The 25,937-nt window shown below is 67.9% G+C and carries 22 protein-coding genes and 3 pseudogenes; 6 read left to right on the forward strand and 19 right to left on the reverse strand.

Translation table 11 applies throughout. The annotated features are described in order from the left end of the window. Positions 1 to 62 precede the first annotated feature (62 nt). From ACZ48Z_RS02975 to ACZ48Z_RS03000, 6 genes are all read right to left on the reverse strand, one after another. On the reverse strand, positions 63 to 455 hold the full coding sequence (locus ACZ48Z_RS02975; RefSeq protein WP_468734024.1) for a cytidine deaminase: 393 nt from the start codon (positions 453 to 455) through the stop codon (positions 63 to 65). After that, positions 452 to 1,738, reverse strand: coding sequence for an ABC transporter permease (locus ACZ48Z_RS02980; RefSeq protein ID WP_468734025.1), 1,287 nt, complete (start codon positions 1,736 to 1,738; stop codon positions 452 to 454). The genes ACZ48Z_RS02975 and ACZ48Z_RS02980 overlap by 4 nt, the downstream gene beginning before the upstream one ends. Beyond that, the gene (locus tag ACZ48Z_RS02985; protein ID WP_468734026.1) at positions 1,738 to 2,865 is read right to left on the reverse strand and encodes an ABC transporter permease; all 1,128 of its coding nucleotides are present in this window, start codon (positions 2,863 to 2,865) and stop codon (positions 1,738 to 1,740) included. Before ACZ48Z_RS02985 ends, ACZ48Z_RS02980 begins: the two co-directional genes overlap by 1 nt. Next, complete coding sequence (locus ACZ48Z_RS02990) at positions 2,862 to 4,388, reverse strand: ABC transporter ATP-binding protein (protein ID WP_468734455.1); 1,527 nt, start codon at positions 4,386 to 4,388, stop codon at positions 2,862 to 2,864. Before ACZ48Z_RS02990 ends, ACZ48Z_RS02985 begins: the two co-directional genes overlap by 4 nt. A 201-nt stretch (positions 4,389 to 4,589) precedes the next feature. Then, positions 4,590 to 5,651, reverse strand: a complete 1,062-nt coding sequence (locus tag ACZ48Z_RS02995; protein WP_468734027.1) for a BMP family lipoprotein — start codon at positions 5,649 to 5,651, stop codon at positions 4,590 to 4,592. Positions 5,652 to 5,939: 288 nt separating this feature from the next. Next, complete coding sequence (locus ACZ48Z_RS03000; RefSeq protein ID WP_468734028.1) at positions 5,940 to 7,160, reverse strand: M20 family metallopeptidase; 1,221 nt, start codon at positions 7,158 to 7,160, stop codon at positions 5,940 to 5,942. A gap of 347 nt (positions 7,161 to 7,507) precedes the next feature. Here ACZ48Z_RS03000 and ACZ48Z_RS03005 point away from each other — a divergent pair, with 347 nt between their 5' ends. Beyond that, positions 7,508 to 7,696 carry a hypothetical protein gene (locus tag ACZ48Z_RS03005; protein ID WP_468734029.1) on the forward strand — a complete coding sequence of 63 codons (189 nt, stop codon included), beginning with the start codon at positions 7,508 to 7,510 and terminating at the stop codon, positions 7,694 to 7,696. Here ACZ48Z_RS03005 and ACZ48Z_RS03010 read toward each other — a convergent pair. Next, complete coding sequence (locus ACZ48Z_RS03010) at positions 7,693 to 8,094, reverse strand: ATP-binding protein (RefSeq protein WP_468734030.1); 402 nt, start codon at positions 8,092 to 8,094, stop codon at positions 7,693 to 7,695. The genes ACZ48Z_RS03005 and ACZ48Z_RS03010 overlap by 4 nt on opposite strands. Before the next feature lie 219 nt (positions 8,095 to 8,313). Between ACZ48Z_RS03010 and ACZ48Z_RS03015 the strand changes: the two genes are divergently transcribed. The 3 genes from ACZ48Z_RS03015 to ACZ48Z_RS03025 all read left to right on the forward strand — a co-directional run bounded on the left by ACZ48Z_RS03015 (position 8,314) and on the right by ACZ48Z_RS03025 (position 10,124). Continuing rightward, positions 8,314 to 9,165 carry a helix-turn-helix domain-containing protein gene (locus ACZ48Z_RS03015; protein WP_468734031.1) on the forward strand — a complete coding sequence of 284 codons (852 nt, stop codon included), beginning with the start codon at positions 8,314 to 8,316 and terminating at the stop codon, positions 9,163 to 9,165. A gap of 8 nt (positions 9,166 to 9,173) precedes the next feature. Continuing rightward, positions 9,174 to 9,386: a DUF397 domain-containing protein gene (locus ACZ48Z_RS03020; protein ID WP_468734032.1), complete on the forward strand. Its 213-nt coding sequence runs from the start codon at positions 9,174 to 9,176 to the stop codon at positions 9,384 to 9,386. 78 nt (positions 9,387 to 9,464) lie between these two features. Beyond that, on the forward strand, positions 9,465 to 10,124 hold the full coding sequence (locus ACZ48Z_RS03025) for a class I SAM-dependent methyltransferase (RefSeq protein ID WP_468734033.1): 660 nt from the start codon (positions 9,465 to 9,467) through the stop codon (positions 10,122 to 10,124). Between the two features lie 518 nt (positions 10,125 to 10,642). On the opposite strand, the pseudogene ACZ48Z_RS03030 reads toward ACZ48Z_RS03025, so the two are convergent. Further along, positions 10,643 to 10,878, reverse strand: a pseudogene (locus ACZ48Z_RS03030) (transposase family protein); the annotation flags it as partial. Between the two features lie 117 nt (positions 10,879 to 10,995). Between ACZ48Z_RS03030 and ACZ48Z_RS03035 the strand changes: the two are divergent. Both ACZ48Z_RS03035 and ACZ48Z_RS03040 read left to right on the forward strand, forming a co-directional pair. Continuing rightward, positions 10,996 to 11,547, forward strand: coding sequence for a hypothetical protein (locus ACZ48Z_RS03035; protein WP_468734456.1), 552 nt, complete (start codon positions 10,996 to 10,998; stop codon positions 11,545 to 11,547). A 322-nt stretch (positions 11,548 to 11,869) separates the two neighbouring features. Beyond that, complete coding sequence (locus ACZ48Z_RS03040; protein WP_468734034.1) at positions 11,870 to 13,063, forward strand: GTPase family protein; 1,194 nt, start codon at positions 11,870 to 11,872, stop codon at positions 13,061 to 13,063. Between the two features lie 168 nt (positions 13,064 to 13,231). On the opposite strand, the pseudogene ACZ48Z_RS03045 reads toward ACZ48Z_RS03040, so the two are convergent. From ACZ48Z_RS03045 to ACZ48Z_RS03095, 11 genes and pseudogenes are all read right to left on the reverse strand, one after another. Then, positions 13,232 to 13,480, reverse strand: a pseudogene (locus ACZ48Z_RS03045) (transposase family protein); the annotation flags it as partial. A gap of 84 nt (positions 13,481 to 13,564) precedes the next feature. Continuing rightward, positions 13,565 to 13,891, reverse strand: a complete 327-nt coding sequence (locus tag ACZ48Z_RS03050; RefSeq protein ID WP_468734035.1) for a hypothetical protein — start codon at positions 13,889 to 13,891, stop codon at positions 13,565 to 13,567. A 12-nt stretch (positions 13,892 to 13,903) separates the two neighbouring features. Next, positions 13,904 to 14,716 (reverse strand): annotated as a pseudogene (locus ACZ48Z_RS03055) (polymorphic toxin type 30 domain-containing protein); the annotation flags it as partial. A 27-nt stretch (positions 14,717 to 14,743) separates the two neighbouring features. Further along, on the reverse strand, positions 14,744 to 15,127 hold the full coding sequence (locus ACZ48Z_RS03060) for a hypothetical protein (RefSeq protein ID WP_468734036.1): 384 nt from the start codon (positions 15,125 to 15,127) through the stop codon (positions 14,744 to 14,746). Between the two features lie 34 nt (positions 15,128 to 15,161). Further along, a complete protein-coding gene (locus ACZ48Z_RS03065; protein ID WP_468734037.1) occupies positions 15,162 to 19,901 on the reverse strand; it encodes a putative T7SS-secreted protein in 4,740 nt (1,579 codons plus the stop codon). Then, positions 19,901 to 20,494: a hypothetical protein gene (locus ACZ48Z_RS03070; protein ID WP_468734038.1), complete on the reverse strand. Its 594-nt coding sequence runs from the start codon at positions 20,492 to 20,494 to the stop codon at positions 19,901 to 19,903. The genes ACZ48Z_RS03065 and ACZ48Z_RS03070 overlap by 1 nt, the downstream gene beginning before the upstream one ends. Next, positions 20,491 to 20,883: an SseB family protein gene (locus ACZ48Z_RS03075; protein WP_468734039.1), complete on the reverse strand. Its 393-nt coding sequence runs from the start codon at positions 20,881 to 20,883 to the stop codon at positions 20,491 to 20,493. The genes ACZ48Z_RS03070 and ACZ48Z_RS03075 overlap by 4 nt, the downstream gene beginning before the upstream one ends. Before the next feature lie 75 nt (positions 20,884 to 20,958). Beyond that, entirely contained in the window at positions 20,959 to 22,023 is a 1,065-nt protein-coding gene (locus tag ACZ48Z_RS03080; protein WP_468734457.1) for a hypothetical protein, read from the reverse strand. 98 nt (positions 22,024 to 22,121) lie between these two features. Further along, complete coding sequence (locus ACZ48Z_RS03085) at positions 22,122 to 23,063, reverse strand: N-acetylneuraminate synthase family protein (RefSeq protein WP_468734040.1); 942 nt, start codon at positions 23,061 to 23,063, stop codon at positions 22,122 to 22,124. Between the two features lie 14 nt (positions 23,064 to 23,077). Next, positions 23,078 to 24,328, reverse strand: coding sequence for a cytidylyltransferase domain-containing protein (locus ACZ48Z_RS03090; protein ID WP_468734041.1), 1,251 nt, complete (start codon positions 24,326 to 24,328; stop codon positions 23,078 to 23,080). Positions 24,329 to 24,453: 125 nt separating this feature from the next. Next, a complete protein-coding gene (locus ACZ48Z_RS03095) occupies positions 24,454 to 25,800 on the reverse strand; it encodes a DUF6716 putative glycosyltransferase (protein WP_468734042.1) in 1,347 nt (448 codons plus the stop codon). Between the last annotated feature and the right edge of the window lie 137 nt (positions 25,801 to 25,937).

Raw genomic sequence — 25,937 nt, forward strand, 5'->3', positions numbered from 1 at the left:
GTTCAAAGCGACGGCCCCTCCGAGCCGTAGGGGATGGCCGACTCGGAGGGGCCGCGCGGGAGTTACTTGGTGAGATGCCCCGGCCCGAAGGCCTGCGGGAGCATCTCCGAGAGCGGCAGGATGCCCGCCGGGGTCTCCATTACCAGGTCGGGTCCACCGAACTCGTACAGCAGCTGGCGGCAGCGGCCGCAGGGGACGAGGACCTCGCCCCGGCCGTCCACGCACGTGAAGTGGGTGAGACGGCCGCCCCCCGTGTTCTGCAGCTCCGAGACGAGACCGCACTCGGCGCACAGGCCGACGCCGTAGGAGGCGTTCTCGACGTTGCAGCCGGTGATCGTACGGCCGTCGTCGACGAGGGCCGCCACGCCGACCGGGTAGCCGGAGTACGGGGCGTACGCCCGGGACATGGCGGCTCGGGCCGCCGCCCGCAGTGCCTCCCAGTCGACGTCCGTCACTTGCCCTGCCCCTTCCGGTAGCGCATGCCATCGGCCTTGGGCATCCGAAGGCGCTGCGCGGACAGCGACAGCACCAGCAGCGTGACGACGTACGGGGTGGCGCCCACGAAGTCGCTGGGGACCTCGTCGGTGGTCAGGTACCAGACCAGGACCGCCGCGGCCACGACCGCGCTGATCACACCCTGGACCAGGGCCTTCTTGTACAGCTTCCAGCCGGCCATCGCGAGGAGCAGCACGAACAGCAGCAGGAGCAGCGCGTGGACGGTCTCGCCGCCGTTGCGCAGCTGCAGCGCGTCGGAGTAGCCGAACAGGCCGGCGCCCATGGCGAGGCCGCCGGGCCGCCAGTTGCCGAAGATCATGGCGGCGAGACCGATGTAGCCGCGTCCGCCGGTCTGGCCCTCCAGGTAGGTGTGCGAGGTGACCAGCGCCAGGAAGGCGCCGCCGAGACCGGCGAGGCCGCCGGAGACGGCCACGGCCGCGTACTTGTAGCGGTAGACGTTGACACCGAGGGACTCCGCGGCGATCGGGTTCTCACCGCAGGAGCGCAGGCGCAGACCGAACGGGGTGCGCCACAGCAGCCACCAGCTGCCCACGAACAGCGCGAACGCGAGGATGGTCACCACGGACAGGTCGGTGAACAGGCCGCCGAGGATGCCCGCGATGTCGGAGATCAGGAACCAGTGGTGGTTCTCGATGGAGTGCAGTCCGCTCGACAGGCCCGGTACGTCGAAGTTGGGCAGCGAGTCCACGGGCGGGGACTGCTTGGGGTTGGAGCCCGCCTCGGCCGCCTTGCCCTCGGTGAAGAAGAGCTTGGCGAGGTACTGGGTGGCGCCCACCGCGAGCAGGTTGATCGCCACACCGGAGACGATGTGGTCGACGCCGAAGGTGACGGTCGCGACCGCGTGCACCAGGCCGCCGAGGACACCGAAGGCGATGCCGCACAGCAGGCCGAGCCAGGGGTTGGACTGCCAGCCGATCCAGCCGGCGCCGAAGGTGCCGAGGATCATCATGCCTTCGAGGCCGATGTTGACGACACCGGAGCGCTCGGACCACAGACCGGCCAGACCGGCGAGGCCGATCGGCACGGCAAGGCTGAGCGCGGCGGAGACCTGGCCCTCGGAGGTGAGCTGGTCGGAGCCGGAGATGACCCTGACCGCGGCGACGAGCAGCAGCGCGCCGGCGACGATCATCAGGATCTGGCCGACCGAACGGCCCGAACGGGAAGGCGCGTTGTCCGCCTTGGGTGCCGCGGGCGGCGGTGTGTCGGTCATCGTGGCAGTCATCACGCCACCTCCTGCTTCTGGGTCGGGGCGGCGGCCTGGGCGGCGAGCTCGGCGCCGACCCGCTGCTGCTGTCGCTTCAGGCCGTAGCGGCGTACGACCTCGTAGGCGATGACGACGCACAGGACGATGACGCCCTGGATGACGCCGAGGATTTCCTTGTCGTAGCCCTCGAACTCGAGGTGGTTGGTGGTGCGCTCCAGGAAGCCCCACAGCAGCGCGCCCAGCGCGATGCCCACCGGGTTGTTGCGGCCGAGCAGCGCGATGGCGATGCCGGTGAAGCCGATGCCCACGGGGAAGTCGTTGCTGAACTGGTGGCTGTCGTTGAGCAGGGTCGGCATGCCGATGAGACCGGCCACCGCACCCGAGATGACCATGCTGGTGGCGATCATCTTCTTCACGGAGACACCGCTCGCGGCGGCGGCCGACTCGGACTGGCCGACGGTGCGCAGGTCGAAGCCGAACCGGGTGCGGCCCAGCACGAACCAGTACGCCACCCCGACGAGCACGGCGATGACGATGAAGCCCCACAGCTCGCCCGCCGCGCCGGTGTCGATCTGGAAGAAGTACGAGGACGAGGGCAGCGGCTTGGTGGAGACGACCGTGCCGCCGGCCTGGAGTTCGGCGAGCTTTCCGGGCTGGAGCAGGTAGGCGATGATCGCGGTGGCGATCGAGTTGAGCATGATCGTCGAGATGACCTCGCTGACCCCGCGGGTGACCTTGAGGATGCCCGCGATGGCCGCCCACACGGCGCCGGTGCCCATGGCGCACAGGATGATCAGCGGGATGGAGATCCAGCCGGGCGTGGTCAGTGCGCCGCCGAGGACGGCGGCGAAGAACGCGGCGATCCGGTACTGGCCGTCGACGCCGATGTTGAACAGGTTCATGCGGAAGCCGACGGCCACCGCGACGCCCGCCAGGTAGTACGTCGTCGCCTTGTTGAGGATGTAGACCTGGCTGTCGCTGGCGGTGCCGTAGGTCAGCATGTCGCTGAACGCGGCGCCCGGGTTCTTGCCGGTGGCGAGGATCACCAGGGTGGTGACGACGAGCGCGGCGACGATCGCGAGCAGCGGCGCCGCGATGCCGAGGAGCAGCCGCTCCTTGTCGATGCGTTGGGTCAGCTTGTTCATCGGGCGTCGTCCTCTGCGTGCTCCAGGTGGCCGGTGGCCGCACCCGTCATGGCGGAGCCCAGCTCCTCGGGGGTGATGGTGGCGGGGTCGGCGTCGGCGACCAGGCGGCCGCGGTACATCACCCGCAGGGTGTCGGAGAGGCCGATGAGCTCGTCCAGGTCGGCGGAGATCAGCAGCACGGCCAGGCCCTCGCGGCGGGCCTCGCGGATGTGGTCCCAGATCGCGGCCTGCGCGCCGACGTCCACACCGCGGGTGGGGTGGGCGGCGATGAGCAGCTTGGGCGCGTGGCTCATCTCGCGGCCGACGATCAGCTTCTGCTGGTTGCCGCCGGACAGGGAGGCGGCGGTGACGTCGATGCCGGGGGTGCGGACGTCGTACGCCTCGATGATGCGCTCGGTGTCGCTGCGGGCCGCCTTGATGTCGAGGAGCTGGCCGCGGGAGTTGGGCTTCTCGGTGACGTGGCCGAGGATGCGGTTCTCCCACAGCGGGGCCTCGAGGAGCAGGCCGTGGCGGTGACGGTCCTCGGGGATGTAGCCGACGCCGGCCTCGCGGCGGCGGCGGGTTGGGGCGTGGGAGAGGTCGGTGTCGCCGAGCGTGATGACGCCGGCGTCCGGGTCGCGGATGCCCATGATCGCCTCGACCAGTTCGGACTGGCCGTTGCCCTCCACGCCCGCGATGCCGAGGACCTCGCCCTTGTGGATGGTGAAGGAGATGTCGTCGAGGATGATGCGCTCGACGCCGTCGAGGTCGGTCTGGGCCAGGCGCAGTCCGTCCAGCTTCAGCAGCGGGACGTCCGTGACCGTGGACTCCTCGGTCTCCGGCGTGGGCAGTTCACTGCCGACCATCAGTTCGGCGAGCTGCTTGGTGGTGGTGCCGGCCGGCTCGACCGTGCCGACGGTGGTGCCGCGGCGGATGACGGTGATCTCGTCGGCCACGGACAGGACTTCGCCCAGCTTGTGGGAGATGAAGATGACCGTGAGGCCCTCGGCCTTCATCCCGCGCAGGTTGTCGAAGAGGGCGTCGACCTCCTGCGGCACGAGGACGGCGGTGGGCTCGTCGAGGATGAGGGTCTTGGCGCCGCGGTAGAGGACCTTGAGGATCTCCACCCGCTGGCGGTCGGCGACGCCGAGCTCCTCCAGCAGGACGTCCGGGCGGACGTTCAGGCCGTACGCGTCGGAGACCTCCTTGATCTTCGCGCGGGCCTTGCCGCCGATGCCGTACAGCTTCTCCGCGCCGAGGACGACGTTCTCGAGGACGGTGAGGTTGTCGGCGAGCATGAAGTGCTGGTGCACCATGCCGATGCCGCGGGCGATGGCGTCGGCGGGGTTGTGGAAGGTGACCGTCTCGCCGTTCACCGTGATGGTGCCCTCGTCCGGCTGCTGCATGCCGTAGAGGATCTTCATCAGGGTGGACTTGCCGGCGCCGTTCTCACCGCACAGGGCGTGGACGGTGCCCGTGCGGACGGTGATGTCGATGTCCTTGTTGGCGACGACGCCGGGGAATCGCTTGGTGATGCCGCGCAGTTCGACGGCAGCGGGAGGGCTGGACGCGTTGATGGCGCACTCTCCTCGGGGGAAAGGGGCTGCATAGGGGAGGGCAGGCGTCGGCGACGCTAGCGCGGCAACTCCGTGCTACACGCGTAGAGTTGACACATTGTTATGGCTCGGCGAGAGGGCTGAGGTACACCATCTCGCCGAGCCGGGGTTCCCGCGGGAACCGTCAGGTCACGTGGTGGTCTTGACCTTGATGGTGCCGTCCACGATCTTCTTCTTCGCGGCGTCCAGCTGCGTCTGGATGTCGTCGATGAAGCCACCGCTGGTGGCCAGGCCGACACCGCCCTTGGCGAGCGAGTAGATCTGGTTGCCGGTCAGCGGCTTGCCGTCCTTGACCGACTTGATGAAGTCGTAGACGCCGACGTCGACGTTCTTGACCATCGAGGTGAGGATCGAGTTCTTGTACTTGCTCAGACCCGCGATGTTGTACTGGTCCGAGTCCACGCCGATGGCCCAGGCGCCCTTGACGCCGGAGATGGCCTCGATCGCGCCGTTGCCGGAGGAGCCGGCCGCGGAGTAGATCACGTCGGCGCCGCCGTCGAGCATGCCGGACGCGGCCTCCTTGCCCTTGTCGGGGCTGGCGAAACCGGAGAAGTCCGAGCCGTGGGTCAGGTACTGGACGTCGACCTTGACCGCGGGCTTGGTGTCCTTGACGCCCTGGGCGTAGCCCGCCTCGAACTTCTTGATCAGCGGGGTGTCGACACCACCGATGAAGCCGACGTGGTTCTTCTTGGTCTTCAGCGCCGCGGCGACACCGGCCAGGTAGGAACCCTGCTCCTCGGTGAAGGTGATGCTGTCGACGTTCTTGGCGGTCGCGACCGCGTCGATGAGGCCGAAGTTGACCTTCGGGTACTTGGCGGCGACCTTGTCGACCGAGGTGGCGTAGGAGAAGCCGACGGCGACGATCGGGTTGTAGCCGGCGTCCGCCAGGTCGGTCAGGCGCTGCTCACGGTCGGCCTCGGTGTCGGAGCTCTTGGCGGTCAGCTCCTTGATGGAGCCGCCGAACTCCTTCTCGGCCTTGTCGGCACCGCGCGCGGCGGAGTCGTTGAAGGAGCGGTCGCCGCGGCCGCCGACGTCGTAGGCGAGGCCGATCTTGATGCCGCCCTTGCCGCTGCTCGCGGAGGCGGACGACGAGCTGTCGTCTTCGGAGGACGTGCTGCCACAGGCTGTGGCAGTCAGTGCGAGAGCTGCGGTTGCGATACACGCAGCGGAAAGCTTGGCTACCCGGCGCACGGGAGGCTCCTTCACCTGACCTGAGCGCCTTGTCGGCGCTTCATGTGAGCACCATGCCAGTGCCCGGGCCTGGACGCCCCTGCGGCGTCGGCTTCGCGGCATCGTAACGCGCGTAGATGTCGGAAACAGACCTCTTCCGAAGCCGTTATCGATTCGAGGCAAACACCGTCTGAACTGAGGCTCTACAGACCTCGCACACCGGGATTTCGATGTGCGCACGATTGGCTTACGAGCATGTTGCGCCGGTCGGCGGAACGGCCCCCGTGGGGGCCGTCCGTCACGCTCGGATCACTGTGCGGCGTCCAGCAGGGCCGCGGCCGTGAACAGCTCCACACCTACGGTGATCGCGGACTCGTCGGCGTCGAAGTCGCCCTGGTGAAGGTCGCGCACGGTCCGCTCCCCCGGAGTGCGCACTCCGAGCCGTGCCATGGCGCCGGGCACGTGCTCCAGGTACCAGGAGAAGTCCTCGCCGCCGAGGCTCTGCTCGGTGCTCTCCACCGAGTCGGCACCGCGCCGGGCGGTCATGGCCTCGAGGATCAGCCCGGTGACGTCCTTGTCGTTGACGACGGGCGGGACACCGCGGACGTAGTTGATCTCGGACTTGGCCCCGTACAGATTGGCGACCTCGTCGATCGCGGCGACGACGATGTCCGGGGCCTGCCGCCAGGTGTCGAGGTCCAGGCAGCGCACGGTCCCGGAGAGCTCGGCGTGCTGCGGGATGACGTTGGGGGCGTGCCCCGACTCGATCCGTCCCCAGGTCACGGCGAGCCCGGCGCGGGTGTCGATCCGCCGGCCGACGACCGCGGGCACGTCGGTGACGACGCGGGCGGCGGCGGTGACGAGGTCGGTCGTCAGATGGGGCCGGGCGGTGTGCCCGCCAGGTCCGTCGAGGGAGATCTCCAGCCGGTCGCAGGCAGAGGTGATCGCACCGGCCTTGAGCCCGATCCTCCCGGCGTCGACCCTCGGGTCGCAGTGCACGGCGAGGATCTTGCCCACGCCTTCCAGCACCCCGCACTCGATGGCGTCGGCGGCACCGCCGGGCAGCACCTCCTCGGCGGGCTGGAACACCAGCCGCACGGGCCGCGGCAGCAGTCCCCTCTTCTCCAGGTCGGCGAGGACGAGCCCCGCGCCCAGCACCACGGTCGTGTGGACGTCGTGCCCGCAGGCGTGCGCCCGGTCGGGCACGGTCGACCGGTACGAGCACTCGGTCTTCATGTCCGGGATGGGCAGGCCGTCGATGTCGGCGCGCAGGGCGAGCATGGGCCGCTCGCCGTCCCACTCCCCGATGTCACAGACGAGGCCGGTTCCCACGGCGAGCACGCGGGGCTTCAGCCCGGCCTTCTCCAGCCGCTCCTTGATCGCCGCGGTGGTACGGAACTCCTGGTTGCCGAGCTCCGGGTGCATGTGCAGGTCACGCCGGAACAGCACGAGTTCGGCGTGCAGTTCCTCGCTCAGCACACCGGGAAGCGCGGCTTCCCCGGGAAGATCGACCTCGGACTCTGGTGACATCAGTTGCTTCACCCTCTTAAGCGTAGGACGCGGGAGTGGCCGACCGACCCTCGATCAACAAAAGTTCAACCCCTCAGAGGAAGAAATTCTGGCCGCTCGACGCATGGGGGTGGATGGAGATGGGTAGGAACCCCGTTTCTCCACGCATACCATGCCTCTGCCCCCACATGCCGATCTGTTCACCTTTCGGAACTCCCCGAAGGCGGAACGGCAGCGGAACGGGGCCGGAGTCCCGGAATCATCACCACCGCGCGACGATTGCGCCACGCAGCGCGATCGACCGCCGCGAGCTGGGAATCCTCCCCCGCATGAACGCATGCGGATGTGGCGAGGACCAGATTCCCTGGATGCTGACGAAATTCGGCTTCCTGGGCTCGGCGGCACTGATCCTGGGAACACTGATCATCATGATCGCGGCGGGCTGGCTGCTGTCGGCCCTGGTCTGGGTGGTCCGGCGGCGCCACGCGCCGTCTCCGGCCGACGAATCCTCGGGGAGCCCTCTGGAGGGGTTCACCTGGACGGATGAACGTTCCTAGGCTGCGGCCAGCTCGCACCACACGTACTTTCCCCGGTTGCCGTGCCTGGACAAGGGCTGCCACCCCCACAGATCGGCACAGGCCCGCACCAGCGCCAGCCCCCTGCCCTCCTCGGAGCACGACTCGAACTCCCCCGGCGGTCCGGGAGGTTCGGGATCCGCATCCCACGCCCCGATCCGCAACACGCCTGCCGCGTAACGCACCCTGAGGGCGGCCGGCCCCTTGGTGTGCCGTACAGCATTGGAGACCAGCTCAGCCGCGAGGAGCTCGGCGGTGTCGACCAGGGTGATCAGGCCGTGCATCGTCAGGATCAGCCGAAGGGTGCGGCGGCAGACGGTGACGGCTCGGGGGTCGTTGGGGATGTGGAGGGTGTACTCCCACGGGGCAGTTTCGGGCATGGGGCAACTCCGTTGCAGTGGTGGGGGGTGCGCGGCGGGCGGTGGCAGTGTCGCGGCCGCCATGGCAGGGCGGGGCGGTGCGCTTCCGGGGGGCCGGTGATTCCGCAGGGTGTGCGTCGCATCACTGACGGTACGGATTACCGTTTAGGTTTTGCAAGTCGATCCCGTAATCTGACTCCGAACGAGTCGCGCCCGCAGGCGCGTTGGGAGGAGCACGGGATGGTCTTGCGGCGCGAGGCAACGGCACGTCAACTACGTCTTGCGGTTGAGGTACGCAGGCTCCGCGAAGCGGCCGGACTAACGACCCGCCAGGCCGCGGAGCTGCTGGGAGTGAGCTCCGCGCAGATCAGCCAGATCGAGGCAGGTCTCACAGGGCTGAGCGAGAAGCGCTTGCGCCGAATCGCCGCCAACTACACCTGTGCGGACAACGAGTTGATCGAGGCCTTGGTGACCATGGCTACCGACCGGACCCAGGGCTGGTGGGAGGAGTACCGGGGCAGCCTTCCCGCCGCCTATCTGGATCTCGCCGAGCTGGACCACCACGCGACCTTCCGCCATGACGTGGCCGTCATGCACGTGCCGGGGCTCTTCCAGACGGAGGACTACGCCCGGGCCCTCTTCGCCTACATGAACCCCGAGTTCCCGGACGACGAGGTGGAACTGCGTGTGGCTCACCGAATGCGGCGAAAGGTCGTTATCGAAGGCCCCACTCCCATCCCGTACGAGACGGTGATCCACGAAGCGGCCCTACGTATCAAGGTGGCCGGACGCCCCACGATGCGAGCCCAGTTGACCCGCGTCCTCGAAATGTCCGAGGCCGACCACGTGACGGTCCGGGTCATCCCCTTCGCCCTGGACGATTTCGCTGGAGCCGGAAGCACACTGGTGCACCTGGGAGGAGCGGTCCCCCGGCTGGACACCGTGGTCCGCGACGCTCCGAACGGAACGGCCTTCCAGCACTCCGAGGCCCAACTGCAGCACTTCCGGGAGCTCTTCCGTAGGGTGAAGGAGGGGTCACTCCCTCCGGAACAGTCGCGTGACCTCATCCGCCAGTTGGCCAAGGAACTGTGAGGACCGCCATGACCTCCCCTACCCGTTGGAAGAAGTCGTCCTTCTCGGGTGGAGGTGAGGGCAACGACTGCGTGGAGATAGCGGAGCTGCATTCCCACATAGCCGTACGCGACTCCAAGGTCCCCACCAGGGCCGCCCTCACCTTCCCGCCCGGGGCCTTCACCGCCTTCCTGGAAGCCCTGAAGGCACCGCACTCGAACGTCGCCAACTCCCGTCGGTAGACGGGCCAGTGGCCTCCGAGGAAACTCCAGGAGGCGCACTGACCCGTTCCGCACGGTGAGCCCAGCGGCCCGGCTAGGGTGCAGCGCGTGAACGCCGACTTCATACAGGCCACCCGAACCTCGTACGACACGATCGCCGACGCCTACACCGAGCAGTTCTCGGACTGGTCCGGCATTCCGCTGCTGGACAGAGTCCAGATCAACGGCTTCGCGGAGCTGGTGAAGGAACAGGGAACCGGCCCGGTCGCCGACGTGGGCAGCGGCCCCGGCCATGTCACCGCCCAGCTTGCCGCGCTCGGGCTCCAGGTCTTCGGCGTGGACGTCTCACCGAGGATGGTGGAACTGGCCCGCCGGGCCCATCCCGCCCTGCGCTTCCACGTGGGTTCGATGACGTCGCTGGACCTGCCGGCCGAGACCCTGAACGGGATCACGGCCCTCTACTCGATCATCCACGTCCCCGACGAGCACCTCCCGAAGGCGTTCGCCGAGTTCCACCGCGTCCTGAAGCCGGGCGCCCACGCCTTGATCGGCTTCCAGTACGAGCCCGGCGGCGGCCACATGCACCTCGATGAACGCTTCGGCCACAAGATCTCCCTCGACTACCACTGGCGCACCCCGGACGAGGTGGCCGAGCGCCTGGCTGAGGCGGGCCTCGATGTGATCGTCCGGGTACTGCGGGAGCCGCTGGACGAGGAGAAGCTGCCCCGCGCCTACCTCGTGGTGAGGAAACCGGCGTAGGAGAGCGTCGCCCTGCCCGTCGCCGCTCGACCTGATAGGTAGCGGGGACCTAAGTAAGATTCAATCTACGTAAGAATGGATCTACCTTTGTCGCCGGAAGTCGTTGCGTGGAGTTCCAGAGGCAAGACTGGAACCAGGCCCTGCGCTCGCTGAGTCTCGCGGTCGCCGATGGCTCACCCAGCATCGCGGTGATCGGCAAGCTGCCCTGGCCGGTCGGGCAGGATCAGGAGTTCGAGGGGCACTCCAGACCGTCTGGGGCCGTCATCTGTCTTCCAAGCCGGTGTCTCTCCTGCTCGTCGGCAGCGATGTGTCGGTGATGGCGGCGTTGCAGTCGTACGGGCGGCTGTTCTTCGACCGGACTGCGAAGATGACGTCCAACTGCTGAACCTGGCCGATGTACAGACCATGACCGACCAACCTCATCGGCGCAGACCTGCGAGCCGGTGCCCGGCAGGTGCACTTCGTCGGGTCAGTCGGCTCGAGAGCCAGTCCTAAGGAAGTCGCCCAGACGCCTGTAGTGCGGACTTCGAGATACTGAACAGTAAGGTGAGCTGCCGCAGCGTCAGGTTGGTGCGCCAGTAAGCGGTGACGAGCAATACCCGGTCTTCCAGCGGTAGCGACCATGGACGTCCGGCCGCAGCACTTCAGCTCCCTCGCGGCGCAGCATCGTGATCCGCTTGCGGAAAGCGCGCGGGTCCAGCACGGTGAACGGGGCTATCCAAGACGGCTCCGACGCCGTGATCACTGCAGCCACATCAAGATCGTCCCACCATCCCGGAGCCCGAACTTACGGAGATCCCTTCGCCGGAATTTCACTGGGCGGTCTCGTCATCAGCCGATACCGTGCGACGCAGAACTAGGGGGTGATGAGCTGGTGCGCCCAGTGCTGTTGGTGGATGTCGACGGACCGCTCAATCCGTATGCCGCGAAGCCGCACCGCCGGCCCGAGGGCTATCGGACGCACCGCCTCCTGACGCCTCGTTGGGAGACCGCCGAGCGGCGCCGACTGGCCGAGTGGGGGCTGCCGAACAAGCCCGTGAAGCCGCTACGGGTCTGGCTCAACCCGAATCACGGCCCGGCGCTTGATGCCCTTCCCTTCGACCTGGTGTGGGCGACCACTTGGGAGGAAGAAGCCAACGCTTTCATCGCGCCAGTCCTGGGACTGCCTGAGCTGCCCTTCATTCCCTGGCCCTCGCCGCGGGCTCAGCCCGGCGACGGTGTGTTCTGGAAGACGCCTGAGATCGTCGCGTGGGCGAAAGGCCGGGCGTTCGCCTGGATCGACGACGAGATCACAGGGGCCGATTGTGCCTGGGTGAAGGAACACCACGCCGGACCCGCCCTACTGCGCCGGATCGACCCCCGACACGGCCTCGCCATCGATGACTTCGCCGCGCTGACGGCATGGGCGACCGGCCTGAGCTGACTTCACCGCCGCTCGATAAGCGCCCGTGACGCCGTTCCATACGCACATTGAGCCTTTCCCGGAAACCGGTCGTCGCCCTCGGTGATCGCCGTGTTGTGCCCTCGTACTTCTCCAACTCGAGTACGACCGAACCGTCTGAACGATCACGCAACGTCAAGATCCATTATCAGGAAGGGATCGCTGCCCCTGCCCAGGGCTCACCGCTCACCCGTTTTCCTGCTCTGACACTTTGTATCCCGCTAACCTGAGGTACAGGGGGTTCGGCGTACACCCGTGGCACCCCCGGCCGATGTGCGGGTGTCGGGGGAGAGGTCGAAAAGCCATGGGTGGGGCTGAATCCTGGGACGAGGCACGGGCGGCGGCCAAGCGCAAACTGGAGAAATCGGGCCACGCGCAACAGCAGCCGGTGTTCCTCGTCTGCGGGCAGACAGGCGCGGGAAAGACCACCACGATCAACTACCTGTTCGGGCAACGGGTTGGAGCGGTTGGCCAGTTCACGCGGGGCACGACGAAGGACGAGCCCTACGTCTGGGAAGCCGGTGGCGAGCACGTCCACGTCATCGACCTCCCCGGCTTCGGGGACACGGCCGCGAACGACCAGGCATACCGGGAGATGTACCGCAAGCACGTCCCACGGGCGAACGGCTTCATCGTCGTGGCGACACCGCCGCGTCCCGGATCCGGACCCACGCAGAAGACGGTGCGGACGTTGCTGGACTTCGGCGCCGAACCCAGCCAGATCGTCTTCGGCTACAACCGGCTGTCCATGCTCAACACGGAGGACGGCGACGGCGAGCCCGTCCGGATTGCCGGCCTCCAGGGGCCACAGACCCAGGCAGAGAAGGACGTCATCGAGAAGGGGCGCCGGCAATTCTTCGAGGACGTCCGCACCATGGGCGGGCGACGCCATGGTTCCCGGGCGCGCCAGTTCCACTTGGAACAGTTCATTCCCTACGACGCCAAGTCCGGTTGGAACGTCTTCGAGATCCTCTGGGAACTGGTGAACTCCCTGCCGCATTCCCTGATCGTCGAGATGGACGCCCTCATAGACGCGTCGATGGCCGACTTCAACGAGCTGGTCGGCCGACGGATCCGCGATCGCAGAGAGGCACTGGAGCGGCGGGAGCAGGAGATCCGCATCCGGATGGACCGGGCGCAGCTCGCCGCCGTGCGTCCAGGAAATCGCTCCGGGCGCAAGAAGAAGGCGACTGGAACCAAACCGAAGCCCCCCGCGGCCCCCGACACCGATCAGCGACCCTCGCCTGCCCCCGCAGCGGCCGCCGGTCAGCGGCTGGCGGAGTCCCGCAAGGTGGTGGCGGCGGGCCAGGCGGAACTGGCGGACATCGCACGCCAGAAGGCGGCACTGGTCGGCGAGGCCGCCGCGGCCAGCCAGGTGGCGACCCAGTCGGGGAAGGTCCGCACAGGTCTGTGGGAAAGGGCGAAGTCCGCCGTAGGAAGGGTCCTCGTCGACGTGATCAGCGCGGGCATCGTGGCAATCGTGAGGAACTTCTGGTAGGCGGAAGCCGGTGAGCCTTACCTCCTGGCGGTCTTCAGTTACTGGTTGACGCTCTCCTCGACTCACCGCGACTTGGTGGCCATGCCGTACGGCTCCCGCTCGTCGTCGTTGGGTGTCTCCGACCCATTGACCCCTTACCCGTAATCAATTACGACGTTGCGTGATTGATCAGATGGTGCGGTCGTACTCGAGTTGGAGAGGGACGAGGGCTGCGGCGGCGATCCTCGTGATGCGGCTGGGGTCGAGGCTGACCTTGCGCAGGGCCTTGAAGGTCGTCTTGAGCAGGGAATTGGCGCGCTCACAGACGCCGTGGATGCCGCGGATGACCTTGTTGTAGGCCTGCTGGGCCTCGGTCAGGTCGCCTCCGGCGTGCCTCTTGTGTGGGTGGCGGAAGCCGTCGCCGGCGTTTTCGTAGCCGAGCCGTCACCGTTTCGCCGTGCGGCTACCAGCCGAAATTTTGACGTGCGATGCAAGCCGGCACAGCGAACCAATTCATTCCCCTCAGCCGTCAAGCAAATCGATGACATATTCCTGCAGCTGAGGTGAGAGTTTCTCCAGTTGAATCTCCCGAAGTTGCTCGACATGATCGAGCGTGACGTGACCTGTAGAAGTCAAATCAATGATCGCGTGCAGTTCAGCCTCCAGGGTGGAGTGATCCGCCTCAAGGGAAGCAATCGAAGACAATAGCGTGCCCAATGTCGAGACCTGGGCAGGCGAATAAGAGTTCAGCTGATCCGCGACCGCATCCGCCGCGCGTTCTCGCACAGCAGCTTCAGAATCAAGAATCTCACGAACCATACTGACGAACTCGCGGGATTGCATGCGCATGACCCCATTCAGTTAATACGGGAGCGGGTACTGACTCGGCCAGGGAATGTGCGTATTATTTGCCGCGTTGGAGTTATAGCTCGGACTCCTCGGGTTGTGCACTTTGCGATGATAGAGGTTTCCCGCCTCGTCCTGATACTTGCCGCCGATCGAGATACGGTAAACATCGCCGTTTGCCGCGTTCGACCCCGCCGGAGCAGTTCCGTCCTTATCATGTACCCGAAGACGAACTGTATTTTCCGTCTCCGAGTCTGTCCATTTATATTCAACCCCTTTTTGTGCGCCACCATTGGGATCCGGCGTGAGATCACGCATCTGGGCATCAGAAGGAACGACATCGAGAGGATTGCGGTCCCTCAGGTCCCAGCCGCCGCCCTCAATGCGACGCGGACAGGGCACCAGCCCAAGTGGATCAGTCCAGGTGTAGGGATTGTGGACGTAGGTCGCAGGGTTGGGGGCGGGTGCGAGACCGAGAGGGTCAAGGGTCTCGGGGTCGTAGTGGCGGAAGTAGTTGTAATGCAGGCTGGTTTCGGGGTCGTAGTACTGGCCCGGGAAGCGGAGGGGGGTGTACGTGGTGCTGCCTGCTGACCAGGCTGTTGTGCCCTACAGGGTGGTGCGGGTGCGCCAGGCTATGTCGCCGGCTTCGTCGATGAGTTCGGCCGGGGTGCCGACGAGGTTGGCGACTATGGCGAAGTAGCGGGAATCGATCTCGTCCTGCGGGGCGTTGGCCGCGGTGATGCGTTCCGTCTGGGCGAGCGGGTGCAGACCCTGATGGTTTCCCGTCAACGTGACCAGGTCGGGGAGGGACAGGGACGTGCTGGTCTTTCGTGTTTACATGTGAGACGCATTGTTTCAGTTGTCCGACGCGGGGACTTCTTGCATATGATCGATGATCAAATCAAGGTCCGACAGGGCAATGCGACAGAATTCCTGATCCCGGGTGTTGATGAAGTGGACAACTTCTGCGAAAGCTGGATTCTCAAGCCCGCCCGCTTCATGCAGAATTCGGGAAGGTAGCAGAAGCCAGTTCCTCCTCGTAGTGTCGAGTTTCCACTCAACCTGAGTCGTCAATCTATTAACGGAATCTTCGATGAACTGCGAGATCTCTTCGCTGGGCGCCTTGTAACGCCAACCGATGTACGGAACCTGCAAGTAGCCGTATACGGGGTGAATTTCTGCGGGCAATGAGAACCATGCAAGCTCTCCAAACCTGCTGAGAGACTGCATGGCCTTCATGCTGCGAGTCGACATTCATGAATCCCTTCGCGCGTCACCACAAGGGACCGGAATATCCGCCATTTTGGACCACAAGTTTCTTTCCTGGATTGAGTAGACGAATTGCTCTCTCGTAATCGCCGTAAGGGATTGGATCTGATCTCATCGCCGGGTCGTACACATATCGTCCGTCTGTATAGACATCGTGATAGCGATATTCCGTCACTGTTCGACCCGCATCCTCTGGAATATTTATAACGGGATCATTCTTCAGGGTGAAGTTCACAATTTTTCCCTGCCCTCCGGCTTCGCGGAGGATGTACTCGGCGATCTCTGAACAGTCGATATTCCCGCCGATTGGCGCTGACCGCATGGCATCGATCGCCTCGCCGTCAGGAAGGAAATCAGGATTTGCATCTCTGAAGTCGAAGATCCCTCGGGCATCCTCGCTGGGAGTACAACCTGGCGCAAGTCCAAGTGAATCGGAGCGTGTCTGCGGGTTGTGGACGTAGGTGACGGGGTTGGGCGCGGGCGTGAGCCCAAGGGGGTCTTGCGTGAGGTACCGCGCCGTCTCGGGGTCGTAGTGGCGGAAGTAGTTGTAGTGAAGGCCCGTTTCTGGGTCGAAGTACTGGCCTGGGAAGCGGAGCGGCGTATAGGCGGTGCTGTTGGCCGCCCAGGCTGTGGTGCCCCACAGGGTGCTCCGGGTGCGCCAGGCGATGTCGCCGTGTTCGTCGATGAGTTCGGTCGGGGTGCCGACGAGGTCGGTGAGGATGGCGAAGAAGCGGGAGTCGATCTCGTCCTGCGGAGCGTCCGAGGACGTGATGCGCTCCGTCTGGGCGATCGGGTGCAAACCCCGGTGATCCCAGGTCAGGGTGACCGGGTGGGGCACGCCTGTGGACGTGGTGGTCTGTTCGCAGAGGGTGGTGCCGTCCCAGGTGAAGTCCACCTGTTCCAGGACCGATTCCCCGTCTCCGGCCAGGCGTTGTTTGGCGATGCGGCGGCCCAGGGGGTCGTACTGGTAGCGCCAGCGGGTGCCGTCTGGAGTCGTTACCGCAGTGAGTCGGTCCTCGGCGTCCCATGCGTAGTGCCAGGTGTCAGGCTTGCGAGACAGGCGGGTCTTCTGGCGCAGGGTGATGCGCCCGGCTTCGTCGTGTTCGTAGCGGACGTCGCCCGCGCGGTTGATACGGGTGCCGGTGTACGAGCGGTCGCCGGTCGCCTCCTGGCTCGGGTGACCGGTCGGCCAGTTCGCACGCGTCTGGTTGCCCGCCTCGTCGTAGGCGTATGTCTCCGTCCAGTCTGCCGCGTGGACATCGGTCACCCGGCCCGCCGTGTCCAGGTCGAAACGGCAGGTGCCGTTGAGGTGGTCGTCCACGGCGGTCAGGTTGCCGTCCGCCCGGTAGGTGTAGGTGCGGTGCTGGAGGCGCCTGCCGGCCGGGCCAGTGAGCTCCTGTTTCGTCAGGCGGCCCAGGGGGTCGAAGGCGTGAGCGAGAGTCACCGACTCACCTATCTGGCGGGTCAGTTCACGGCCCGCCGCGTCGTACGTGAAGTCGAAGGTGCGGCCCGATGCCACCATGCCGGTACGGCGGCCTGCCGCGTCGTATGTCCACGTACTGGTAGCGCCGGTCGGCGTGGTGCGGCCACTGCGGCGGCCCAGGGCGTCGTAGGCGTAAGCCATCTCGCGGCCGTTGACCGTCTCGGACAGCACCCGGCCCCCTTCGTCCCGCCGCAGGTTCAGGACCGCGTCGGGGCTGACCGCTTCGGCCAGACCGCCCCTCTCGTCGTACACGTATCTCGTCACCCGGCCCGCTGCGTCCTTGCGCACCACCCGGCCCAGCACGTCCCGCTCGAAGCGGATGCCCTGTCCCAAGGCGGTGGTCTTCGCTGTCAGTTGGCCCGCCGCGTCGTGCGTATAGGACACCGTGCGGTCGTCGAAGTCCGCCTCCGCGATCAGGCGTCCAGCCGGATCGTAGGCGTAACTCCACGTCAAACCCTGCGGGTTGGTGACCTGCGTCAGACGGAGTTCCGTGTCGTGGTCGAACTCGTAGCGGACACCGTCGGGACCGGTACGGGCGGCCAGCAGGTCGAAATGGGTGTACTCGTAATGGGAGACCGCGCCCGTCGCGTCCGTGTGGGTCGTGCAGTTGCCCTCGCCGTCGTACGTCCACGCTTCCCACGTGCCGTCCGCCGCTGTACGACGGGACAGGCGGCCCTCGACGGTCCATTCCAGGTGGGTGATCGCGCCGAGCGGATCCGTGATGGTGACAGGCTGGCCGAAGGCGTCCCGTTCGTAGCGGGTGACCGCGCCCAGCGGATCGGTGACCTCCACCGGCAGGCCCGCCGGGTTGCAGCGGACCCGGATGGTGTGTCCGAGGGAGTCGGTGACGGCTGCCAGGTGGCCGAGGTCGTCGTAGGAGAAACGGGTCGTGGTCCCGGCGGTGTCGGTGACGGCCGTGCAGTTGCCGAACCCGTCGAACCGCTGGGTGACGCGGGAGCCGTCAGGGCCGGATATGGCCACCGGCAGGCCCTGGTCGTTGTACGCAACGCTCGTGTAGTGGCCGTCCGGGCGGACTGCCAGCACCGTGCGGCCCGCCGCGTCATAGGCGTAACTCACCGTGCGGCCCAGCGGGTCGGTGATCGTGAGGGGGCGGTGGGCGCGGTCGTAGGTGGTGTGGGTCGTGGCACCGTCCGGGGTGGTCACCGCCACCACCTGCACGTCGCGGTTGATCTCATACAGCGTGCTGTGGCCCAGGGAGTCGACCGCAGTGACGATGCGGTGGCCGGTGGTCGGGTCGGGGGCGCCGTAGAGGTAGGTGTAGGCCAGGTGGCCCGCCTCGCCGCCCTGGGAGGTGCAGCGGTCCTCGTCGTCGTAGGCGTAGTGGTACGAGGAGTCGTTCGTGTCCGTCCAGGCCGTGATCCGGCCGACGGAGTCGTTGGTGAAGCGGGTCGGCAGGCCCGAGGACTTCGTCACCGTCGACAGGTGGCCCGGGTCGTCGTAGCCGAAGCGGACCAACTCGATGCCGTCGGCCAAGTGGAGGGCCGTGATGCGGCCGGCCTCCGTCGTGATGCGCAAGTCGTAGCCGGCCGAGTGCACGATCCCGATCGGGGCGCCCTCAGCGTCGTACTCGAACGTCAGCCACTGGCCGGAGCGGTCGATGATCTGGGAGAGCAGGGCGATGCCGTTGCCGTCGCCGCCGGGGCCCGCGAAGTCCCATACACGACCGGCCGCAGGGTCGGTGACCGTGTAGTCACCGTACTCGTCGACCGTCAGAGGGTGGCCCTCGCCCGCCAGAGGCAGGGTCGGGACGCCTGGGGCCGGGTGGGGGTAGGCCAGCAACGAGCCGTCCTCGCGGACGAAAACGACTCCCTCGGCGTCGATCTCCAGACGCTGGTCGGCCGTTGACGTCCAGCGCGGACCGAACCAGCGGCCTGCCCTGTACGACGACTCGAACTGGCGGGAGAACAGCAGGGGGAGGCGGGCGGGCAACGACATATCCGTCTGCGGCAGCGACATGCGGCCAGTAGCCATGTCGATCGGGTCACTGCCGAAGATCTTGCACCACAGCTTTCGGGCCGTGGCCCCCAGCCCTCCTTGGCGCACTCCGTCGCGGGCCACGCCTTTGGCCACGTCCTTCGCGACCGTCCCGCGCAGCGCATCCCGGGCGGCGGCCCGGCCCAGCCCGCCCGCGCCCTTCCCCCCGATCAGGTTCGAGAACAGATAGCCCGCCGAGTCGCCCGGGTCACTCGACCACCCCGTCCCCAGCAGCGACATCGGCAGCCGCTCGGGGTGGGCCGCCGTGCCGACCAGGCCCGCCAGCAGGAGTTGGGAGTTCTTCGACCAGTCGCCGGGGTGGGTGAGGTTGTAGGGGTCGAGTGGGTTGACCGTGCGGGCCAGTTTCAGCATGTCCGTGCCGCCGCGCAGCAGGCCGCCCAGGACGTGGACCGAGTTGAGCTGGGTGCCGACGAACAGGTCCGTCGCGTCGGCGCCCATGCGGTCGGTGAACTCCGGCTTCGGTGGGGCGGACGCCAGTGCGGTGGCTATCGTGCGGCGGGCATCCTCCGCCGCGTCCGTGCGCTGGCGGCGGGCATGCGTGAGGATGTCCTGCGCATCCTCGCGGCCCGCCGTGCCCGGGTCGACGAAATCGCCGGGCTTCGTCGGCTTCACACCTGGATCGCCGCCCGCCTCGGCGGTCGCGTTGTACCGCTCGGCCGCCTGGTTGTACGCCGTCGCCTTCGCGTCGTAGGCCTCCGCCGCCCTCCGGGAGGCGTCCTGCGCGCTGCGGTAGGTGTCGATCGCCAACTGCGCCTGCTGCTGCGCCCAGCGGACCATGTCCGCGTACGCGTCCAACGCGCTGGCCGCCGCCGTGCAGGCGTCCGCCGCGGTCAGCCACTGCTTGGGCTGTACGTCGAACTTCGCGCGGAACGCGTCCGCAGCCTGGCCCCGCCACTCGCCCGGGTCCAGCGAGCGCATGCCCTGGCCGACGTTCTCGAACGCGGCCGCGAACTTCCGCAGATGACCGGCCCGTTCGCGCAGCGCCCCCTCGCTGCCGTGGATCAGCTCCTTGGGGTCCTCGGTCTCGCCCAGCGCGCGCTCGGAAACCGTGCCGCCCAGGCGGTTGTTCACGCTCTCGCCGAGGTCGCGGACCTTCTCGGCCGCACCGTCCGCGCCCACGTCCGACAGCAGTCCCGCCGTCTTGTCGGTGCCCCAGTTGACCACCTCGCCGACGCCCTTGTTCAGGCTGTCGGAGGCGCTCTCCAGGCCGTCGCCGAAGTCGTCGACCAGGTCCCCGAAGCCCATCAGCCCTCACCCTGCCCGTCGGCGGCGGGCGGACCGCTCCACTGCCACTCCGTGTCCGGGTCGAGGAAGGCGTCCGGCGTCACCGTCGACGTCTCCACATCCCGCGCTGCCTGCGACCAGGCCGCCTTCACCTCGTCCTGGCCCGACGTGAAGGACTCCGCGCTGTAATCCGCGTTCGCCACCTGCGAGACCGGGTTGTCCTTCAACGTCTCCGACCAGGAACGGTTCTTCACCTCGTCCGGAGTGAGGTAGGGGTTGCCGGTGCCTGTCGTCCACACCGACTTCAGGGTGTTCGAGACGTACTGCTCCTGCTCGTGGTAGATCCCCGCCGACAGCCCCAAGCGGCCCGCGAACTCGTTCGCGTCCCCCATCAGCGAGCGCACACCCCAGCCCCAGCGGTCACAGAAGTCCGCGAAGACCTGCTGGAGGGCGTCATCTCCCGCCTCAAGACCCGTCATCGCCAAATCATCGAAGCCGCGGCCCAGGTTCGCCTCGATGTCGAAACCGAACTCCTTCAGTTCCGCCATCGCCTGGTTGATCCCGCGGGTGATCCGCCCCATCGCCTCCGGATCGACCTGGTAGCCGTCGCTCACGCCCCGGCCCCCTCGGAGTCCAGAGCCGCCGCGTCCGGCACGATCCCCGCAACCGGCGGCAGGACGAAGCCAGTTGGGCTGCCCGCGTCCACCGCGATGCCCACCGGGCCGTCGATCGCCGGGATCACCTGGTCCAGCAGTCGCGCGCCGAACACCGGCGCCCACCCGGGGACGGCCTCACCCCGAGCGGCAGCGAACCGTTCCAGCGCCGCGAGTTCCGTGAACGCGAACAACCAGCGGATACCGCCCGACTCCGCCGACAGCAAGGAACCGTCCACCACCGGAACCAGCACCTCGCCGCGCCGGAACTCCCCCACCAGCGCCCGTAGATCACCCTGGTCTGAAGCCGCCAGATCCGTCAGTCGGTCCCGCAACGCCTCGGCACTCACGTCAGCCGCCCCCGTCGTAGCCATCATCGAACGTCGCACAAGTGAACGACGATGCTAGACGATGAGGCTGAGCACTCAGCCTGTCGTCACCGCCGACAACCGGTGCACTCCCCGGGCCGTCCCCGTGACCCCCGAAAGGAATCCCTGCGCGCGCGGCGACGCCGTCTCCGTCAGCCAGTCCGGGTCGATGTCGCAGACGGAGACGCGGACCTCCGTGCCGGCCAGGGCGAGGGGCAGGGTGTGGACGACCGTCGACGGGAAGCTGAGGATCGTACGGCCGATGGGGCCCCGGCGGGCGATCAGTTCCAGGGGGAGGTCGGGGCGGACGATCTCCAGGCCCGTCTCCACGGCGAGCCGGTGGAGTTTGTCCGTGGCCTCGCGACGGTGGGCGAAGTAGCGGGTCGTGCCGTGGGTCTTGGCGAGGCCGGTCACCGCCTCCAGGTAGCGTTCGCCGTCCACCACGCCCGTCTCCACCAGCGAAGTGCCCACCATGTCGGCGCCCTTGGTGATGCGGGGCGGGCCGAAGCGGGAGCGGGTCCAGGCGAAGGTGTTGGACGAGACCGTCACCCCGGCGGGTGTCTCCTCCATCGGCATGGAGGAGAAGATCTGCACCGCGCGCCCCTCACCCGGGGTGAGGCGCTTGCGGGCCGCCGCCGAGACCGGGGCGAAGGCCAGGTCCCGGGGGCTGGGGCGGCCGCCCTTGCGGTGCCAGCGCACAAGGCGTTCCCCGCGGGCGAGTTGGGCCACGAACTCCATGGTGGCCGTGCCGTCGTCGACGACGACGAGGTCGGGTGCCCTGGTGATGGTGAGCAGCAGTTGTACGTAGCGGGAGAAGGGGTCGCCCAGGACGATCCGGTCGGCCTTGCGGAGTCTGGCCGCGAGGCCCCCGATGGTCTGGAAGGGGGCCGAGGGGCCGCCTCTGGCCTCTTCCCAGCGGACCTCGTGGCCCTCCTCGCGGGCGAGTTCCGCCATCCGGCGCAGCTGGCCGCGGGTCATGGGGTCGGTCGGGGACAGCACGACGAGGGTGAGCTCCGCGCCGGGCGCGTGGGCGTGCGCCCACTCCAGCACGTTCAGCAGCTGGACCGGGCTCTCGACGAAGGCGAGAGTGCGGTGGCCGGTGTTCCCGGCTCGGGGGCTCATCGACGTACGACCGTCCCGTCGTAAGGCGCTCATGCGGCGCGGGTGACGAACACCGGGTCCCCGGACCGACAGCGGCCAGGGACCCGGTACCTGGTGACTCAGACCGAGACCGGCTCGCCCGCGGCGGCGGCGATCTCCGCCTCGGCGACGACGCCCGAGACGCGGCGCAGCTTCTTCATGGGGCCGAGCTCGGAGTCGTAGACCTTCTTGACGCCGTCGCCGAGGGAGGCCTCGATGGTGCGGATGTCGCGGACGAGGCGCGTGAGGCCCTGGGGCTCCACCGAGGCGGCCTGGTCGGAGCCCCACATGGCGCGGTCCAGGGTGATGTGGCGCTCGACGAAGGTGGCGCCGAGGGCGACCGCGGCGAGGGTGGTCTGCAGGCCCGTCTCGTGGCCGGAGTAGCCGATCGGGACGTTCGGGTACTCGTCCTGGAGGGTGTTGATGACGCGCAGGTTGAGCTCCTCGGCCTTGGCCGGGTAGGTCGACGTGGCGTGGCAGAGCAGGATGTTCTCCGAGCCGAGGACCTCGACCGCGTGGCGGATCTGCTTCGGGGTCGACATGCCGGAGGACAGGATGATCGTGCGGCCCGTCTCGCGCAGGGCGCGCAGGAGCTCGTCGTCGGTGAGGGAGGCGGAGGCCACCTTGTGGGCGGGGACGTCGAACTTCTCCAGGAAGGCGACGGCCTCGGTGTCCCACGGGGAGGCGAACCAGGCGATGTTCCTGCTCTTGCAGTACTCGTCGATCTGGCGGTACTCGTCCTCGCCGAACTCCACGCGGTGGCGGTAGTCGATGTACGTCATCCGGCCCCAGGGGGTGTCGCGCTCGATGTCCCACTGGTCGCGCGGGGTGCAGATCTCCGGGGTGCGCTTCTGGAACTTGACGGCGTCGCAGCCGGCCTCGGCGGCCACGTCGATGAGCTTGAAGGCGTTCTCCAGCTCGCCGTTGTGGTTGATGCCGATCTCGCCGCAGATGTAGACGGGCTGGCCGGGACCGGCGATGCGCTCGGTGCCGAAGGTGCGCAGGCGGGAGTTAACAGACATGGCGGGACCGTTCCTTACTTGTTGAGGGAGTCGAGAGAGGGGCCGAGGATCCAGCTGGCGATCTCTCGGATCGCGCCGTCGCCACCGGGGACGGTGGTGACCGCACGGGCGGCGCCGCGTACCACGTCGTGGGCGCTCGCGACCGCCACGGGCCAGCCCACGAGGGCGAAGCACGGGAGGTCGTTGACGTCGTTGCCGACGTAGAGCACGCGCTCGGGCGCGATGCCCTGCTCCTCGCACCACTGCTTCAGTGCGAGGTCCTTCCGGTCGATGCCGTGCAGGACCGGGATCTTGAGTTTCCGGGCCCGGGCGGCGACGACCGGGTTCTGCTCCGTGGAGAGGGTCAGCATCTTCAGGCCGCTCTTGCGCAGGGCCGCGATGCCGAGGCCGTCTCCGCGGTGCACGGAGACGAACTCCTTTCCATCGGCGTCGATCAGCACCCGGTCGTCGGTCTGGGTGCCGTCGAAGTCCAGTACGACCGCGTCCACGTCGCCCAGGGACGGCAGGGCGTCGGCGCGGTCCGCGTCGAAGAGGGGGGCCAGCGCGCGGGCGCGGGCCAGGTCGTGCGGGTCGTCGATCTCCAGCACGCGCGCGGGGTCGGTGCGCACGAGTTCGGTGCGGCCGAAGAAGCGGTGCTGGTGCCTGCGGAAGCCCGGTGCGTCCATCGCGTAGGCGGCGCCGGTCTCCAGGAAGTCCTGGGGGCGGTCCTGGCGGCGGGGGCGGTAGGACTCGTCGTGGTTGACGCCGTAGCCGCCGCCGGTGGCCGCGTCGGCCGCCTCCTGGGGGGACTCGGTGTCCCGCCAGACGAAGCCGTGGAAGGGGGCCACCGTCACGGCAGTGTCGGCGCCGTTCTCGGCGATCGCGGCGGCGACCCCGTCGATGTCCTCGCGGACGATGAACGGGCTCGTGCACTGCACGAACACCACCACGTCGACGGAGGCGCCGTGCAGGGCCTCGTGGGCGTCCATGGCGTGCAGGACGGCGGCCTCCGAGGTGGCCGTGTCGCCGGCGATGGCGGCGGGCCGCAGCACGACCTCGGCGCCGGCCTCACGGGCGACGGCGGCGATCGCCTGGTCGTCGGTGGAGACCACGACGTCCGTGACCAGCCGGGAGGCCAGGCACTCGCGCACCGCCCTCGCCACCAGCGGCACTCCCCCGACGGGGGCGAGGTTCTTCGCGGGCACGCCCTTGGAGCCGCCGCGCGCGGGAATCACCGCGAGCACCCGGCGCACGGTGGCGCGTTGGTCGGCTTGCGGGTGGGGCATGAGCTGCACTCCTTGGGCTGCTTGCGAAGAGTTGCGGAGGATTGGGTCGTTCGTCGGGTGCGGCGGCGTGGGGGGCTGGTCGCGCCGTTCCCCGCGCCCCTAGGTGGGCTTTCGGGACCGTGGGTTCACAGCTCGCCCATCCGGCGGATCACCGGGGCCACCCGCTGCACGCCGTGGCGGTACGCCCCCCGGGCCGCGCGGCGGACGATCTGCCGTACCGGGCCCGGCTCCCTTTCGTGGGCGGGGGCGCCGGGCAGCGGGGTGCCGTCGAGGCCGAGGTGGTGGCGGGCGAGGATGCCCGGCAGATAGCCGGGGGCCGTCTCAGGGGTGTAGTAGGGGGCCAACTCCGGTAGGCCGTCGGGGCGTTCCAGCAGCTTCGCGATCCGCTCCCGCGCCGCGTCGAAGGCCCGCCCGTACGAGCCGTCGACGGCGACGCCCTGCCGGGCCACCCACTCCTCGTCGGGCACGGGAATGTGCCCCTCGTCGAGCTGGTCCCAGGAGGCGAGGCAGCCGGAGCCCACGAAGTGGTGGTTGCCCAGGACTTCGCGCACACCCAGGTCGGTCAGGACGACCGTCGGGATCCGGCGGTGCAGCGACTCCAGCGCGGCCGTCGAGCTGATCGTGACCAGCAGGTCGGTGCGGTCGAGGACGTCGCCCATGTTGCCGTACACCAGGCGGAAGTTGGCCGGCGGGTCGAGCCGCTGGATCAGCTTCTGGTACGGCAACTCCTCGATGTGGGTGGTGTGTTCGCCGGGCCTGGAGCGCAGCTTCAGCAGCACCTCGCGCCCGGGGTGCAGCCGGGCGTGCCGGACGAGCCGCTCCAGCAGGTACACCCGGTCCCTGCGGTTGTCCGGCACCGAGGGCTGCACCGCGAACACCACGGTGTACGGGTCGTGTTCGCCTTCGTAGGCCGCTCCGCCGAGGAAGGGCAGTGCCACCTCGGTCACGGCCGAGGCGTCCGCGCCCACCCCCTCGTACACCGCGCGGAAACGCTCGGCGTCCTGGCGGGAGTTGGCGAGGACCAGGTCGGCTCCGTGCCGCAGGAGCAGACCGTCGGCGAGCTTCTCGTAGACGACGCCGACGTAGCCGGTGACGACGACGGGGCGCTTTTCGAGGTCCTTCCAGACGCGCGCCAGCCCGTGCAGCATGGCCTGGACACCGCCGCCGACCAGGGCCAGGACGACGATGTCGTACGACGCCTCGGCCATGGCGCGCAGGAACTCGACGGCGGTGACCTCCCGCAGTGAGTCCGCGCGCACCCCGACCTCTTCGAGCTGGCGTGCGGTGGGCGTGGCCCGGCCGCGCAGCAGGAATCCGTCCAGCGCGAGGCCGACTTGCGCCCCGCCTCGCGGTCCGGTTTCCATGGACGGACCCGGAGCGATGCGGTCGGCGGTCAGCGCACCCCATTTCCAGCGGGTGTCGGAGTCCGCGAGGACGGCGATTCGGAGGGACTTCGGTGTACTTGGCGGCACGGAGAAGACGCTAGGAAGCAATTTCTAGGTGCGGCCCAACCGCGAATCAACGAAAAGTTAACAACACACCACCGAGAGCCGAACTGGCCCGTCGAGAACCGGGAAGTACACGGGATGCACCGTTCCGACACATCGAG

The organism is Streptomyces sp. NPDC031225 (assembly GCF_055570355.1).

What these genes read in the sequence shown, in the direction of transcription:
- ACZ48Z_RS02980 (WP_468734025.1), bottom strand. Translation starts at nt 1,738, where the DNA reads ATGACTGCCACGATGACCGACACACCGCCGCCCGCGGCACCCAAGGCG.
- ACZ48Z_RS02985 (WP_468734026.1), bottom strand. Translation starts at nt 2,865, where the DNA reads ATGAACAAGCTGACCCAACGCATCGACAAGGAGCGGCTGCTCCTCGGC.
- ACZ48Z_RS03000 (WP_468734028.1), bottom strand. Translation starts at nt 7,160, where the DNA reads ATGTCACCAGAGTCCGAGGTCGATCTTCCCGGGGAAGCCGCGCTTCCC.
- ACZ48Z_RS03005 (WP_468734029.1), top strand. Translation starts at nt 7,508, where the DNA reads ATGCTGACGAAATTCGGCTTCCTGGGCTCGGCGGCACTGATCCTGGGA.
- ACZ48Z_RS03010 (WP_468734030.1), bottom strand. Translation starts at nt 8,094, where the DNA reads ATGCCCGAAACTGCCCCGTGGGAGTACACCCTCCACATCCCCAACGAC.
- ACZ48Z_RS03015 (WP_468734031.1), top strand. Translation starts at nt 8,314, where the DNA reads ATGGTCTTGCGGCGCGAGGCAACGGCACGTCAACTACGTCTTGCGGTT.
- ACZ48Z_RS03020 (WP_468734032.1), top strand. Translation starts at nt 9,174, where the DNA reads ATGACCTCCCCTACCCGTTGGAAGAAGTCGTCCTTCTCGGGTGGAGGT.
- ACZ48Z_RS03040 (WP_468734034.1), top strand. Translation starts at nt 11,870, where the DNA reads ATGGGTGGGGCTGAATCCTGGGACGAGGCACGGGCGGCGGCCAAGCGC.
- ACZ48Z_RS03050 (WP_468734035.1), bottom strand. Translation starts at nt 13,891, where the DNA reads ATGCGCATGCAATCCCGCGAGTTCGTCAGTATGGTTCGTGAGATTCTT.
- ACZ48Z_RS03060 (WP_468734036.1), bottom strand. Translation starts at nt 15,127, where the DNA reads ATGAAGGCCATGCAGTCTCTCAGCAGGTTTGGAGAGCTTGCATGGTTC.
- ACZ48Z_RS03065 (WP_468734037.1), bottom strand. Translation starts at nt 19,901, where the DNA reads ATGGGCTTCGGGGACCTGGTCGACGACTTCGGCGACGGCCTGGAGAGC.
- ACZ48Z_RS03080 (WP_468734457.1), bottom strand. Translation starts at nt 22,023, where the DNA reads ATGAGCCCCCGAGCCGGGAACACCGGCCACCGCACTCTCGCCTTCGTC.
- ACZ48Z_RS03085 (WP_468734040.1), bottom strand. Translation starts at nt 23,063, where the DNA reads ATGTCTGTTAACTCCCGCCTGCGCACCTTCGGCACCGAGCGCATCGCC.
- ACZ48Z_RS03090 (WP_468734041.1), bottom strand. Translation starts at nt 24,328, where the DNA reads ATGCCCCACCCGCAAGCCGACCAACGCGCCACCGTGCGCCGGGTGCTC.